The 14738-nt window shown below is 70.0% G+C and carries 13 protein-coding genes; 7 read left to right on the top strand and 6 right to left on the bottom strand.

Features of this window, described 5'->3' with window-relative positions; genetic code table 11:
• Positions 1-72 precede the first annotated feature (72 nt).
• The gene (locus ASH02_RS04405; protein ID WP_056678043.1) at positions 73-1509 is read right to left on the bottom strand and encodes a GuaB1 family IMP dehydrogenase-related protein; all 1437 of its coding nucleotides are present in this window, start codon (positions 1507-1509) and stop codon (positions 73-75) included.
• Positions 1510-1695: 186 nt separating this feature from the next.
• On the opposite strand from ASH02_RS04405, the gene ASH02_RS04400 reads away from it, so the two are divergent.
• From ASH02_RS04400 to ASH02_RS04385, 4 genes are read left to right on the top strand one after another with little or no spacing between them, the layout of a single operon-like run.
• A complete protein-coding gene (locus tag ASH02_RS04400; RefSeq protein WP_056678040.1) occupies positions 1696-2682 on the top strand; it encodes an ABC transporter ATP-binding protein in 987 nt (328 codons plus the stop codon).
• Complete coding sequence (locus tag ASH02_RS04395; protein ID WP_056678037.1) at positions 2679-4037, top strand: ABC transporter permease; 1359 nt, start codon at positions 2679-2681, stop codon at positions 4035-4037. Before ASH02_RS04400 ends, ASH02_RS04395 begins: the two co-directional genes overlap by 4 nt.
• Positions 4038-4039: 2 nt before the next feature.
• Positions 4040-6814, top strand: coding sequence for a bifunctional YncE family protein/alkaline phosphatase family protein (locus tag ASH02_RS04390; RefSeq protein WP_056678034.1), 2775 nt, complete (start codon positions 4040-4042; stop codon positions 6812-6814).
• A 52-nt stretch (positions 6815-6866) separates the two neighbouring features.
• Positions 6867-7625, top strand: a complete 759-nt coding sequence (locus ASH02_RS04385; protein WP_056678033.1) for a class I SAM-dependent methyltransferase — start codon at positions 6867-6869, stop codon at positions 7623-7625.
• A gap of 3 nt (positions 7626-7628) precedes the next feature.
• Here ASH02_RS04385 and ASH02_RS04380 read toward each other — a convergent pair whose 3' ends face one another.
• A complete protein-coding gene (locus ASH02_RS04380) occupies positions 7629-8084 on the bottom strand; it encodes a peroxiredoxin (protein WP_056678032.1) in 456 nt (151 codons plus the stop codon).
• Between the two features lie 26 nt (positions 8085-8110).
• Here ASH02_RS04380 and galK point away from each other — a divergent pair, with 26 nt between their 5' ends.
• Complete coding sequence (galK, locus tag ASH02_RS04375; RefSeq protein ID WP_056678029.1) at positions 8111-9268, top strand: galactokinase; 1158 nt, start codon at positions 8111-8113, stop codon at positions 9266-9268.
• A gap of 78 nt (positions 9269-9346) precedes the next feature.
• Here galK and ASH02_RS04370 read toward each other — a convergent pair whose 3' ends face one another.
• Entirely contained in the window at positions 9347-9958 is a 612-nt protein-coding gene (locus ASH02_RS04370; RefSeq protein ID WP_056678024.1) for a hypothetical protein, read from the bottom strand.
• A 92-nt stretch (positions 9959-10050) separates the two neighbouring features.
• Here ASH02_RS04370 and ASH02_RS04365 point away from each other — a divergent pair, with 92 nt between their 5' ends.
• Positions 10051-10338 (top strand): YiaA/YiaB family inner membrane protein, encoded by a 288-nt coding sequence (locus tag ASH02_RS04365; RefSeq protein WP_056678020.1) that lies wholly within the window; start codon positions 10051-10053, stop codon positions 10336-10338.
• 126 nt (positions 10339-10464) lie between these two features.
• Here ASH02_RS04365 and ASH02_RS04360 read toward each other — a convergent pair whose 3' ends face one another.
• Both ASH02_RS04360 and ASH02_RS04355 read right to left on the bottom strand, forming a co-directional pair.
• The gene (locus ASH02_RS04360; protein WP_056678015.1) at positions 10465-11676 is read right to left on the bottom strand and encodes an acyl-CoA dehydrogenase family protein; all 1212 of its coding nucleotides are present in this window, start codon (positions 11674-11676) and stop codon (positions 10465-10467) included.
• A 29-nt stretch (positions 11677-11705) separates the two neighbouring features.
• On the bottom strand, positions 11706-13082 hold the full coding sequence (locus ASH02_RS04355; protein ID WP_156388649.1) for an acyl-CoA dehydrogenase family protein: 1377 nt from the start codon (positions 13080-13082) through the stop codon (positions 11706-11708).
• A gap of 105 nt (positions 13083-13187) precedes the next feature.
• On the opposite strand from ASH02_RS04355, the gene def reads away from it, so the two are divergent.
• A complete protein-coding gene (gene def / locus ASH02_RS04350) occupies positions 13188-13826 on the top strand; it encodes a peptide deformylase (protein WP_056678010.1) in 639 nt (212 codons plus the stop codon).
• Between the two features lie 35 nt (positions 13827-13861).
• Here the strand turns inward: def and ASH02_RS04345 are convergent, their stop codons facing one another.
• Positions 13862-14557, bottom strand: a complete 696-nt coding sequence (locus ASH02_RS04345; protein ID WP_056678005.1) for a GNAT family N-acetyltransferase — start codon at positions 14555-14557, stop codon at positions 13862-13864.
• Between the last annotated feature and the right edge of the window lie 181 nt (positions 14558-14738).

The raw sequence follows: 14738 nt of genomic DNA, 5'->3' as shown, positions 1-14738 counted from the left end.
TCCCCTCGTGGATTCTTGTAAGAACCAGATTACGCCCTGCCCCTGACGGCGCTCGAATGATTTTCCGACGGGTCACCAGCTGGTCGACAGCGGCCGGCCCTCGTGGAATCCCGCCGCCGACTGGACCCCGATCACGGCACGCTCGTGGAACTCGCCCAGGGAAGCGGCCCCGGCATAGGTGCACGCCGAACGCACGCCGGAGCAGATCTCGTCGACGAGGTCCTCGACGCCGGGTCGCTGCGGGTCGAGGTACATCCGCGACGACGAGATGCCCTCCTCGTAGAGGCCCTTGCGGGCCCGGTCGTACGCCGACTCCGCCGACGTGCGGTTCGCGACGGCTCGCGCCGAGGCCATGCCGAAGGAGACCTTGAAGGCCCGGCCGTCGGGGTCGGTGAGCAGGTCACCCGGGGACTCGTGCGTTCCGGCGAACCAGGAGCCGACCATCACCGCGGAGGCTCCGGCGGCCAGGGCGAGCGCCACGTCGCGCGGGTGCCGCACTCCCCCGTCGGCCCAGACGTGCTTGCCGTGGGTGCGGGCCTCGGCCGCACACTCGAGCACCGCCGAGAACTGCGGGCGGCCGACGCCGGTCATCATGCGTGTGGTGCACATGGCGCCCGGCCCGACCCCGACCTTGATGATGTCTGCGCCGGCTTCGATCAGTGCCCGGGTTCCGTCGGCGTCGACCACGTTGCCGGCCGCGACCGGCACCCCGGGGTCGAGGGCACGCACGGCGCGCAGGGCCTCGATCATGCGTTCCTGGTGCCCGTGGGCGGTGTCGACGACGAGGCAGTCCACCCCGGCGTCGAGGAGCTCGGCCGCCTTGGCCGCGACGTCACCGTTGACGCCGATCGCCGCGGCGATGCGTAGTCCACCGTCGGCGTCCACGGCCGGCGAGTAGAGCGTCGCGCGCAGGGCCCCGGTGCGGGTGAGTACGCCGACGAGCGCGCCGTCGGCGTCGACCGCCACCGCCAGTGGCGCGCGGGCTCCGTCGATCGCGTCGAAGGCAGCGCGAGGCTCGGTGTCGGCATCGAGGCGCACGAAGCCGGCGTTCATCACGTCACGCACCTGCGCGAAACGGTCGACCTCTGCGCAGTCGGCCTCGCTGACCACGCCGACCGGACGGTTCCCGTCGACGACGACCGCGGCCCGGTGCGACCGCTTGGGGATCAGGGCGAGCGCCTCGGAGACGGTCTGGTCGGGACGCAGCTCGATGGGAGTGTCGAAGACGAGGTGGCGCGACTTCACGAAGCGGACCACGTCGGCGACGACCGGGATCGGGATGTCCTGCGGGATCACGGTCAGGCCGCCGCGGCGGGCCATCGTCTCGGCCATCCGCTTGCCGGCGATCGCGGTCATGTTCGCCACCACGAGAGGCAGCGTGGCCCCGGTGCCGTCGGAGGTGGACAGGTCGACGTCGTACCGGCTGGCGATCGCGGAGTGCCGCGGGACCATGAAGACGTCGTCGTAGGTCAGGTCATGGGACGGCGGGGTGTCGTGGAGGAAGCGCACAGCGGTCGAATCTACCCGCCATCCGGGTGAACGGCGGGGTCACCTTCCGTTCGCACCTCGTTGGGGGAACCGAGCCGATCAGGACACCCGGGACCCCTAACGTCCGTTGCGGGGAAGTTGCGGGATGCAACGACCTCGTCTCGGGCCAATCGGCCTTCCCTGGCGGCGACCGAATGGAGGCACCCTGTGCAGTCGACCGTTGCGATCCGGGCACACGGTGTCATCAAGACCTTCGGCGACGTGATCGCCCTGGACGGTGTCGACCTGGACGTGCCCACCGGTCAGATCCACGGCCTTGTCGGCCCCAACGGTGCCGGGAAGACGACGCTCCTCGGGCTGCTTCTCGGGCTGGCGACCGCAGACGGTGGCCGGTTGGAGATCCTCGGCACCCACGTGGGCCGCGCGCTCTCCGTGCCTGCCGAGGTCGCGGGCTTCGTCGACGGTCCGGGCCTCTATCCGATGCTCACGGCACGCCAGAACCTCGCCACCCTCGCGTCCCTCCGCGGCGGGGCAGGCGCTCAGTCCGTCGACGGGCTGCTGGAGCGGGTCGGCCTCGGCGAGGTGGCGGGTGACCCGGTGCGCGGCTTCTCCCTCGGGATGCGCCAGCGGCTCGGCCTGGCCGCCGCGCTCCTCGGTGAGCCGCGCCTGCTGGTCCTCGACGAACCCGCCAACGGCCTCGACCCTGCCGGCAAGCGGCAGGTCCACCAGATCCTTGCTGACCTGTCCGACGCCGGCACCACGGTCGTCCTCTCGAGCCACCGGATGGACGATCTCGCCGCGTTGTGTGACGAGGTGACCCTGCTGTCGACGGGCCGGGTCGTGTTCTCCGGACCCCTCGGGAAGCTGGCCGCCGAGGGCGGCGAGCTCGACTATCGCCTGGTCACCTCCGACCCCGAGGAGGCCCGTCGGATCGCCGGGTCCACGCCGGGCCTGCGAAGGGCCACCGGCCAGTCCCGGACCGACGAGAACGCGCTCGTCGTACGAGGACCCGAGTCCGCGGTCGATCACCTGGTGGTGCGACTCGTCGGCGCAGGCATCTCCCTTCGCGAGCTCGGACCGGTCGTCCCACCCCTGGAGGCGGCCTTCCTCGCGCTGACCGCCACCGAAGCAGATTCCGACAGCGACCCGGACCCGGAGGCATCTCACGCCCGGGTCGAGGAGCCCACACGATGACCACGACCGTCACCGCTGCCGCACCGTCACGGATGCGGCCGGTGGTCCTCCGCGACTGCTACCGCTTCGAGCTGCTCAAGCTGATCGCGCAGTGGCGGGTCCGGCTGATGTTCGGGGCCTGCCTGGTCGCCCCTGCCGTCTACACGGCCGTGATCAGCCGGCAGACCTCCTTGCCGGCCGATGCCGTGTACGGCCGGTGGATGAACCAGTCGGGTTGGGCGGGATCGCTGGTGATCCTCGTCTTCCTCGGTGCCTTCGCCCTGCCACTGCTGACCTCCCTCGTGGCCGGCGACATCTTCGCGACCGAAGACCGACTGGGCACCTGGCGGCACCTGCTGGTCGCCGTACGCTCGCCGCGGCTGATCTTCGTGTCGAAGGCACTCGCCGCACTCACCGTGATCCTTGCCCTGCTGGTCGCCCTCGCGGTGTCGTCCACCGTGGGCGGCCTGGCCTCGGTGGGCAACCACCCGCTCCCCGGCCTCGACGGACACCCGATGGACTCCGGAGAACTCACGCGCACGGTGCTGCTCGCCTGGCTGAGCATCGTTCCTCCCACACTCGCCTTCGCGGGCGTCGGACTGTTGGGTTCGGTCGCACTGGGTCGCTCACCCCTCGGTCTGCTGATGCCGGTGGTGCTCGCCCTCGCACTCTCGGGCCTCGCGCTGATGCCCGTGCCGGTTGCGCTTCGCCTGGCCCTTCCGACGAACGCCTTCATCGGCTACCGCGGCCTGCTCACCACTCCGGGCCAGTTCGGGCCCCTGTGGATCGGCACCGCCGTGAGTCTCGCGTGGGCCGGGCTCGCCACGTTGCTGGCCTACCGCATCTTCGTGCGCCGCGACTTCACCGATCTCGCTCACGACGGCTCGGGGCTGCGCTTCGCGGTCGCGGGCCTGGTGCCACTGGCCGCCCTCACGGCGGCGACGACGGTGGCCATCGCCGCCACCACCGGCGGCACCGGATCGGGCATCGAGCGACCGAAGCTCGAGGCCGCGTTGGCCACGTCGTTCTCGCACCTCTACGTGCGACAGACCAACCAGCTGCACCGCCCTGCCGTCACGAAGGAGCAGCTGAAGACCACCGCCAGATGCGACAAGGCCGGAGACCGGGTCGAGGACGTGGGTCCGGGGGCTGACTGGCGCTGTGTCGTCACCTGGACCCTCCCCGGCACCAGGGCGACCGGCAACGCGATCTACCAGCTCGACGTGGCAGCAGACGGTCGCTACGTCGCCGACGGCGACGGGCCGAAGGAAGTCAACGGCTACTTCCAGATCCACACCCCGACCGGCGATGCCCCGAACCCGCTGTGGCAGTTCGACGGATTCGTCGACCTGCTCGACGACCAACCCAAGGAGTAGTCATGCACGTGAAACGCAACCGCGTGGTGAGGCCTGCTCGTCGGCGCCTCGCCGGCAAGCTGCCGGTCGGGCTCCTGGCCGGTGGGCTGGCCATCGTGCTCGGCGCCGGGGTCGCCAACGGCTCCACCGTCGGCTTCGGCGAGAACGAGGTCGGCACCGAGTACGACGCCGGGCTGCAGATCTCCTCGAACCAGATCCTGAAGCCCCAGGGCGAACGACTCGTGACGGAGTACGGGAAGTTCATGGGCTCCACGGTCAGTCCCGACGGCCGCTACCTGGCCGCCACGGCCAACGACCGCTCGGTCTCGCTGCAGATCTTCGACCTCGAGTCGTACGAGCTGGTCTGGCGCGGTGGCACGGCCTCCGGTGTGGACATGCGTCTCTCCGACAACACCGTCGGCCAGGAGAGCCCGATCTACTCCCCCGACGGCGACTTCCTCTGGATGCCCAACGCGACCGGCCTCACCCGCTTCCCGGTCGTCGACGGCGGCGCCCTCGGCCCCGGCACCAAGGTCACCCTGCCCACCGTCGACGGCCGCCAGCCGCTCACCGCCGGCCTGGCCTACTCCCCCGACGGCGCGACGTTGTACGCCGCGGTCAACGGCCAGAACACGGTGGCCGCGATCGACCCGGTCCTCGGCACCGTCAAGCGGACCTGGGACGTCGGGATCGCCCCGCGCCAGCTGAGGTTCGTCGGCGAGAGGCTCTACGTCAGCGACGAGGGCGGACGTCGGGCCCGGGCGGGCGACGACACCATCGAGTCCTACGGGACCCAGGTGCCGGCAGACCCCTATCTCGGCACCTCCACCACCGGCCAGGTCAGCGTCATCGACACCACGGACACCGCTGCGCCGGTCGGAACGATCGCGGTCGGGCTGCACCCGACCGCCATGCATGTCCGGGACGGGATCCTCTACGTCGCCAACACCAACGACGACACGGTCTCGGTGATCGACACCAGCAGCGACGAGGTCGTCCAGACGATCTCGACGCAGCCGTGGCAGGGCTCGGACGTCGGCTACGAGCCCGACGCGATCACCTTCCACGACGACCGCCTGCTCGTCAGCCTCGGCCGCGCGAACGCGATCGCGGTCTACAAGCTCGGTGAGAACGCGATCGACCCGGTGAGCTACGTCGGGCTCGTGCCGACCGACTACTACCCCGAGGACGTCTTCTCGGTCGACGACAAGGTCGTCGTCGCCAACCGCCGCGGCATCGACGCCCGGGGTCCGCTGATCACGTTCGACAAGGGCTACGGCACCACGCCGGCAACCGGGCACGGCACCCACGGCACGACCGCCTCGCTGACCCGCTTCGCGCTCCCCTCCGACAGCGACATCCGTGAGACCACCACCCCGACGGTCTTCTCCCAGAACGGCTGGGGCGATGCGGACACCGACGTGAAGCACGCCAAGGGCCGCAAGGCCAAGCCGGTCCCGGTGCCCAGGCGCATCGGCGACCCCTCGACCATCAAGCACGTGTTCATGCTGGTCAAGGAGAACCGCACCTACGACCAGATCCACGGTGACATGCCCGAGGGAAACGGCGACGCCTCGCTGGCCCAGTTCGGCCAGGAGGTCACCCCGAACCTCCACGCCCTGTCCCGCCAGTTCGGTCTCTACGACAACACCTACGACATCGGCACCAACTCGGCCGAGGGGCACAGCTGGATCATGCAGGGCGACAACCCCGAGTACACGGAGTCCAGCGCGGGCGAGTACATCCGCTCCTATGACAGCGAGAACGACGTCCTGGGCCACCAGCGCTCCGGGTTCCTGTGGACCGCGGTCCAGTCGGCCGGTCACACCGCCAGGAACCACGGCGAGTTCATGATCTTCGAGAACAAGCCGTCCGGGGCGACCTGGCAGCAGTACCACTGCGCGGCCACGTCCGTGGAAGGCGGCGGCGACCCGGCCCAGCTCTACGACCCCGCGATCCGGCTGGACACCCACTCGCCGATCCCGTCACTGGACGCGATCTCCGACCACGACGCGCCGATGTTCGACATGCAGATCCCGGACCAGTACCGCTACCAGATCTGGAAGCAGGACTTCGAGAAGAACGGCCCGGCCGACTTCAACATGATGTGGCTCTCGGACGACCACACGGGAGGCCCGGTGTCCGCTCGTTCGAACGTCGCCGGCGGCGACCTCGCGGTCGGCAAGATCGTGGAGACCATCTCGCACAGCAAGTACTGGAAGGACTCGGCCATCTTCGTGGTCGAGGACGACAGCCAGAACGGCCCGGACCACGTCGACGGCCACCGTGCCCCCATCCAGGTGATCAGCCCGTGGGCCGCGCACGGCAAGACCATCTCGACGTACTACTCCCAGATCTCGATGGTGCGCACCATCGAGCAGATCCTCGGTGCCGAACCGCTGAACCAGAAGGTCGCGGCCGCGACGCCGATGTTCGACGCGTTCCAGAAGCGGCCCGACAACACGCCGTACACCGCGTTGCCCAACCGGATCTCCCTCACCGAGAACATCGTGATCCCGCCCGCCTGCGGCCTCGACACACCCACGGGTGCCCGGACAGCCAAGGCGCCGCCCGTGCCCGACAAGTTCGTCTCCTACTCACAGGCGTGGGAGAAGTGGGCGGCGAGGCAGCACCTGAGCGGCAAGAACCCGAAGCCCGACTTCGCAAACCCTGAGCTGATGAACCGCTACACCTGGTACGACGCCCACCACTGGGACCTGTCCTACCCGGGTGACCCGAAGGTCTACCTGCCGAACGAGGTTCCGGGCGCCGCCCTTCCCGGGGCGGATGCCGACTGACCGTCCGGAAATCCGGAGACGCTCGGTCAGGGCCGCGACTAGCCTTGCGGACATGACCGAGCGCGCACTCACCTTCGGCGCGGCCGCCGCGGCGTACGAGCTGCATCGGCCCGACTATCCACCCGAGATCGTGGACCGGGTGCTGGCCCATGCCGAGGGTGACGTGCACACGGCCCTCGAGATCGGCGCCGGCACCGGCAAGGCGACCCGGGTGTTCGCGGCGCGCGGCATCTCGGTCACGGCCACCGATCCCGACGCCCAGATGCTGGCCGAGCTGGGCCGCCGCGTGCCCCGGTCGGTCACGGCACGTCAGAGCACTCTCGAGGGCTACCCGGAGGGCGAGGTCTTCGACCTGGTCTATGCCGCGGCCTCACTCCACTGGACCGATCCCGCCACCCGATTCACCAGGATTTCCCGGTTGCTGCGCCCCGGCGGGGTGTTCGCATGCTTCGGCGGGCCGACCAGGCTGTCCGACCCCGAGGTGCGGGCGGCTGTCCGCGAGGCGAGGAGTCCGGTCCTGTCCGACGACCGGGCCCCCAGGCAGGAGGTCACGCCCGGGCAGGGAGACCTCGAGTGGCCGGGCACCGAGCTGGCCGCGTCACCCATGTTCACCGACGTGGTGGCCGCCGTCGTGCCCCGGCGAGGTGAGGTGGCGGTCGACGACTACCTCGGCTACCTCTCGACGGTGTCGGCGTACCTGATGCTGAGCCGCCAGGACCGGGACGACGTCTTCGCGCGGATCCGCGCCGCCCTGCCGGAGCGGGTCGCGGTCAGCAGCGACCTGCGGATCCACCTGGCCCGCCGGGTCTGACGCCTAGCTGGCACGGGCGGCGGCGAGCGCCTCGTCGGCGTGGACGTTCATGTTCAGCTCGCTGCTGATCACCTTCACGATGCTCCGGTCGCGGCCGATCACGAACGTGGACCGCTTGGCCTTGCCGATCAGTGACCGCTTCACGCCGTACGACGCGGCCACCTCGCCGCCGACGTCGGCCAGGAGCGGGTAGTCGAACCCGTGCTTCGCGGAGAACTCGGCCTGCTTCTCCACCGCATCGGTGCTGATGCCGATGCGCTGCACCCCGGCCTCCGCGAACTCGGCGCCGAGATCGCGGAAGTGGCACGCCTCCTTGGTGCACCCGGCGGTCATCGCCGCCGGGTAGAAGAACAGCACGACGGGGCCGTCCTCGACGAGCGTGCCCAGGCGGCGCACCACGCCGTCCTGGTCGGGCAGCTCGAAGTCGGGGGCGGTCTGGCCGGCGGCAAGGGTCTTCATGGCACAAGTATCCCTAGAGTGAGTGCGTGGACTACGTGGACCCGGGCGACCCTGCTGCCCTCAAGGACCGGACTGCCGACGCCTTCGCGAGTCTCTTCGGACACCCGGCACAGCTGGTGGCCAGGGCGCCCGGGCGACTGAACCTGATCGGCGAGCACACCGACTACAACGGCGGCCGCTGTCTGCCGCTCTCGCTCCCCCACGCGACGTACGCCGCGTCGCGGGCCCGCAGCGACGACACCGTGCGGGTGCACAGCCTCACCCTCGACGACACCTGGACCGGGACCCTCGCTGGTCTCCGGAGCGCCACCGGATGGGCGGCCTACGCCGCTGGGGTGCCCTGGGCCCTCGAGCTCGAGCACGGCGTCGACCTGGTCGTCGACAGCACGGTTCCCCTGGGCAGCGGGCTGTCCAGCTCCGCGGCACTGGCCTGCTCCGTGGCCGTCGCGGTCGATGCGTTGAGCGGGCGCACGCTCGACGACGTACGACGTCGGGAGCTCGCGGAGGCGTGCATGCGTGTCGAGGCCGAGGTCGCGGGCGCCCCGACAGGCGGCATGGACCAGCTGGTGTCGATGCTGGCGCCGGCCGGCGAGGCACTGTGGATCGACTTCGCGGACGGCTCCACGCGGGCGGTCCCGGTGCCCTGGCACGAGGCGGGCCTGGAGCTCCTGGTGATCGACACCGGTGTGCGGCATGCCTTGGGTGACGGGTCGTACGCCGCACGCCGGCGGGAGTGCGACGCCGCGGCGCACCTGCTCGGAGTGACCCACCTCGGGCGAGCGTCCGCAGACCGGTGGTCCGCCCTGCACGACGACGTGCTGCTGCGCCGGGCCCGTCACGTGATCAGCGAGTGCGAGCGCGTGGACACCGCCGACCAGGCCATCGTCGAAGGCGAGTGGGGCGAGCTCGGCGAGGTGCTCGACGCCTCGCACGCCTCACTGGCCCACGACTTCGAGGTCAGCTGCGACGAGCTCGACGTGGCGGTCTCGACGGCCCGGGCCGCGGGTGCGCTCGGTGGCCGGATGATCGGCGGGGGCTTCGGCGGATCGGCGATCGCACTGGTCGACCGCGACCGCCTCGACGACGTGGCGGCAACCGTGGTGGCGGCGTACTCCGCACGCGGCTGGAAGGCCCCGACATTCCTGCGGACCAGCCCGTCGGACCGCGCCGGAGTCATCGGCTGAGCATCGGCCTCACGTCAAGAACTGCAGGTTCGCGCATCAACAGTCGACGGTTCGCGCATCAAGAATCCACGGTTCGCGTCAGAGGCCGGGGGGCGGGGCAAGCCCGGAGTCGCGCAGCTCGAGGTGGGCCAGCGCGCGGATCACAGCCGGGTCGCCCTGCCGCCAGGCACCTGCGGGATCGTCGCTGATCCGGGCCAGCACGTGCAGGGGCTGGTTGGCCAGGGCCCGCAGGGCGAAGAGGTCGATGTCGTGGGTGGAGTCGACGAACCCGCGTCCGGCGGTGGCGTTGCGGATGAAGCGGATCCGCGGCGGCAGGTAGAAGGCGCCCAGGAGCACGCCCGGTCCCAGGCCGAGTGAAAGCCCCAGCTTCCAGGCCAGCACCCTCAGCGAGTGCTCGGTGCGGTCACCCGCGTCGGCCAGCTCCTGGGCCGATGCCTCCGCCTTCAGGAACGGTGAGGCTGCGGCGTCGCCGAGCAACGGGATGGATCCGAGGGACTCGGCCGCCTCCCCCATGTTGTCGGCCAGCGACGTGGCGGCCCGCTGGGTGCGCTCGGTCGGCTTGGTCAGCTCCATCGTGGACTGGAACGTGCTCACCCCCTGCCAGATCCAGAACCCGATCCAGACCACGAAGAAGACGTCGGCGGCGATCTGGCGGGCCCGGCGCGGCCGGTGGTCGGCGTACAGCTTCATGCACGTATCCGATCACATGGGTAGGCGTACTCAGGTGAACTCGGGTAGCGAGGCGGGTACGGCGGGGCCCCGCACTGGGCAGAGTTGTCGTCATGAGCAACCAACTCCCCGCCAAGTCCACCAACGCCTTCTTCCTCCAGGCCGCGATCTCCTTCGGCATCGCCCTGCTGACCATGATCCTGGCGGTCTGCTACCTGCCGGTCGATCCCTGGATCCGCGCGTTCCTCGCCCTGGGCACGCTGTTCCTGACCACCTCGTCGTTCACCCTCGCCAAGTGCGTGCGCGACTCGCAGGAGAACCAGGCCGTCGTGGCCCGCCTCGACCAGGCCCGGGTGGACAAGATCCTCGCCGAGCACGACCCCTTCCGTCCGGCCGTCTGATCGACGCGCCTGACCCATGAACTGCCCCGGCGCGGGGGTCCGGGACAGGGAAGGGCCCCGGTCACCAGGTGGTGGCCGGGGCCCTCTCATGTCCCTGTCAATGGAGACAGGCTTCTGGTCAGCGGGTCACTTGAGCTCGGCGCTCGAGAGTCCCAACAGGCGGCGCGCGACGATCAGCTGCTGGATCTGCTGCGTGCCCTCGAAGATGTCGAGGATCTTCGAGTCGCGCGACCACTTCTCGAGCAGCTCAGTTTCGCTGTAGCCGACACCGGCGGCCAGCTCGACACAGCTGAGGGTGATGTCGGAGCCGACGCGGCCGGCCTTCGCCTTGGCCATCGAGGCCTCCAGCGAGTTGGGCTTGCGGTTGTCGGCCATCCAGGCGGCCTGCATGGTGAGCAGCTGCGCGGCCTCCCAGTCGGCCTCCATCTGCAGGAACTTCGCAGCGGCGGCGGACTGGAGCTGCGCGGGGCGGTCGTAGTCGATCTCGACGCCGGCCTCCTCGAGCAGGCCGCGGGTGAGGTCGAGCGACGCGCGGGCACAGCCCACGGCCATCGCGGCGACCAACGGACGCGTGTTGTCGAAGGTCGCCATCGCGCCGGCGAAGCCCTGCTTCACGTCGACCTCGGGCGAGCCGAGGAGGTTGGCGGCCGGCACCCGGCAGTCGGTGAAGGTGATCACCGCGGTGTCGGAGGCGCGGATGCCGAGCTTGTGCTCGAGGCGCTCGACGTTCATTCCGGGCGTGCCCTTCTCGACCACGAAGGACTTGATCGCGGCCCGACCGAGCGCCTTGTCCAGCGTCGCCCAGACGACCACGCAGTCAGCGCGCTCACCCGAGGTGACGAAGATCTTCTCGCCGTTGAGGACGTACTCGTCGCCGTCCTTGCGGGCAGTCGTCGAGAGGTTCGCGGAGTCGGAGCCGATGCCGGGCTCGGTGATCGCCATCGCCGCCCACGTGCCCTCGAAGCGCTTGAGCTGCTCGTCGTTGGCCACGGAGGCGATCGCGGAGTTGCCCAGGCCCTGGCGGGGCATGGAGAGCAGCAGGCCGGTGTCGCCCCAGCACATCTCGGCCACGGAGAGCACCGAGGCCAGGTTGGCGCCGTTCTTGACGGTCTTGTCGTCGCTGCTCTCGTCACGACGAACGCCGGTCGCGCCGGCGCCCTCGGACGCACCGGACTCGGAGAGCCCGTCGATCATCGCGGCCAGCATGTCGAGTTCCTTGGGGTACTCGTGCTCGCCGAGGTCGTACTTGCGGGAGATGGGGCGCAGCATGTTCATCGCGACCTGGTGGGCCTGGTCGATGAGTGCGCGGTGCTTCTTGGGGGTTTCGAGATTGATCATGGTGTTCTCGCCAAGTCATGAGCCGGAGCTCAGACCAGGACGCCTCCTTCCACGAGGCTGACGGCCCGCAAGTCGCGGTACCAACGCTCCACCGGGTGCTCCTTGACGAAGCCGTGGCCGCCGAGCAGCTGCACGCCGTCGAGGCCGATCTGCATGCCCTTGTCGCCGCAGATCTTGCGGGCCAGGGCGACTTCGCGGGAGAAGTCCTTGCCCTGGGCGGCGCGTGCGGCGGCCTTGTAGGTGACCAGGCGCATCGACTGCAGCTCGATCGCAATGTTGGCCACCATGAACGCGACGCTCTGGCGGTGGCTGATCGGCTCACCGAAGGCGTGACGCTCGTTGACGTACTGGGTCACGTAGTCGAGCACGGCCTGCGCCGTACCGATCGAGAGTGCACACCAGGCCAGCCGCGAGAGCCGGACGGCCTCGAGGTACGTCGACCCGTCGGTCGCGCCCAGGATCGCGTCGGCGGGGACCTTGACGTCCTGCAGGGTGATCTTGGCCAGGCTCGCGGCGCGCACACCCATGGCCGGGTCGCCCTCGACGAGCAGGCCCTCGGCCTTGGACTCGACCAGGAACAGCACGTTCTTGCCGTCAAGCTCGGCGCCGATGATGAAGAGCTCTGCCTGGGCACCGCGCGGCACGAGCGTCTTCACGCCGTTGAGCACGTATCCACCCTCGGCCCTGACGGCCTGGGTCGACGGCTTGAGGACGTCGAAGAGCACCTTCGACTCGTTGAGTGCGAGGGCCGCGGCCGGGACGTCATCACCGGTGAACTCGGGCAGGTAGGTCGACTGCTGCTCGTCGGTGCCCCACAGGGAGAGGGCGGTCGCGACCGCGCCGGGTGCGAGCGCGGCGACGGCCAGGCCCATGTCGCCCTTGGCGAGGGCCTCGGCCACGAGAGTGCCGGCCATCGCCGACCGCTCTTCTGAGATGCCACCGAGCTTCTCGGGGACGCCGAGGATCGGGAGGCCGATCTCGAGGGACGACTTGAGCAAGTCGTCGGGGGCCACGCAGGTCTCGTTGGCCTCGGCGGCCGCGGGACGCAGCGCCTCCGCTGCGAACTCCGAGACCACGTCGACCAGCATCTGCTCGTCGTCGGTAGGAGTCAGGTCGAACACGCCCTGGGCGTTGGCGGCGGGCACGCGGACGCCGTCGGCGCCCTTCTTGCCCTTCTTCGCGAACGCCCGGCCGGCCTGGCCGGCCACCTTGAACCCGCTGCGGGTCACGGTGAACACGGTCTGCTCGGTCTGCTTGCGCAGGCCCATGCGGTCGATGAGCTCGCTCTGGGCGAGCTTGTTGAGCGCGAGGACGGCATAGCCGATCGGGTCGCGCGACTCGCGGTTCGAGAGGCCGTGCTTGCCGCCCGGCGCCACCGCGTTCTTCGTTGCTCTGATCAGGGACATGTAGAAAATGTAACTCGGAGTTACACACCGCGCCACAATTTCGCGGTATGTCCCACGTCACGAGGCGGGAATCTGCGCCTCGGGCTCGCTCTCTACGATGTCCCCATGAGCTCGAACGCCGCCGAACCAGCCGTCCACGCGCCCCACGGGTCGCTCCCGGAAGGCGGGTCCGCGCGACCCATGACCCGGTGGGGAACCCCGGTCATGCACGCGCCGCAACAGCGGGTGACGTCGTACGACGACGACCTCCGCAGCCTGGTCGCCGACATGGTTGCCACGATGTACGCCGCCGACGGCGTGGGCCTGGCCGCCTGCCAGATCGGGGTCGACCTGGCCGTCTTCGTCTTCGACTGTCCCGACGAGAGCGGACGCCGCACGGTGGGCGTGGTCTGCAATCCCGAGGTGACCCTCCCCGAGGGCAAGGACCGCACCCTCGACGTCGCCGAGGAGGGCTGTCTGTCGTTCCCGGGGGCGTTCGTCGAGTGCGCCCGCCCCGACTTCGCGTTCGTGACGGGCACCGGGCTCGACGGCGAGCCGGTCTCCTTCGAGGGTGACGGCCTGCTGGCCCGCTGCCTCCAGCACGAGACCGACCACACGGTCGGCACGGTCTTCGGTGACCGGATCAGCGACCGGAACCGCAAGAAGCTCAAGAAGCAGCACGACAAGCTGGTCGAGGACTACCCGGCCGACTGGCCGGTCGGCGCCAAGCCGGAGTCAGATGCCCAGGAGTCGCCCGCTGGTTGAGGAGGCGCGCCAGCGCCGCCTCGAAACCACCGCGGTCAACCCAGCAGGATCGCGAGCTGGTGGCCGATCCGCTGGAAACCGAGTCGTTGGGCCACGTCCTCCGACGCCGTGTTGCCGACCCGGCAGCGCCACTGCGGGACCAGCGCCTCGTTCTGCGAGACCTGGGCGGCGCGCGCAGCTGCCGCCGCCGCGTAGCCCATGCCGCGCCACTGCGGATCGGTGAGGACGCCGAGCTGGGCCAGGTGCTGGCCCCAGCGTTCGTAACCGGCCACGGCCGCGACCTTGCCGTCGGGTCGTCGGGCGGCGACCCTCGCCGGCATGTCGATCAGCCCGCTCTCGTCCCACTCCTCCTGCGTGCAGTGGTCGCGCAGCATGTCGACGTTCTGCACGGGCCCGACCGCCACCTCGATGCCCGTGGGCACCAGCACCCGCTCGACGTACGACAGGCTCGCGGAGCCGAGCGGCTCGGGCTGCAGTCCGTGGAGGACGGTGAGGACCGCCTCGACGTCGGCGCGATGTTCGGGAGCCAGGGTCTCGAGCCGTTCGATCGCCTCCGGCGTACCGACCGCGACCTGCGCTCCCTCGAGGGTCACGACCACGAGCGAACCCGCGTCGTCGCGGCCGAACGTGTGGCTGCCCGGCTCCGCGAACACCTCGACCGGCACGTCGAACTCCCCCGCCCAGCCGTCCCTGATCTGCTGCAGGGTCGACGCCGCCAGAGAGTGAGTCATCGACTCATCGTGACACGAGGACAAAGTCCGATGATCGGCAACCCTTTGCCGCGCTGTGCCGGACCGGACTCGACGAGCTGCCCCAGCTGCTCAACGTCCCGACCGACGCCCTGCTGCTCCACCGGTTGTGACGCACAACGTCCTGCGTCANGCAGGACGTCCGGCACAACGTCCTGCGTCG

Origin of the sequence: Nocardioides sp. Soil796, from assembly GCF_001429525.1 — a bacterium.
In the GTDB taxonomy this organism is placed as follows: Bacteria; Actinomycetota; Actinomycetes; order Propionibacteriales; family Nocardioidaceae; genus Nocardioides.
The sequence above is the reverse complement of the archived record's forward strand: the minus strand, read 5'-3'. Positions and strand labels throughout refer to the sequence as shown.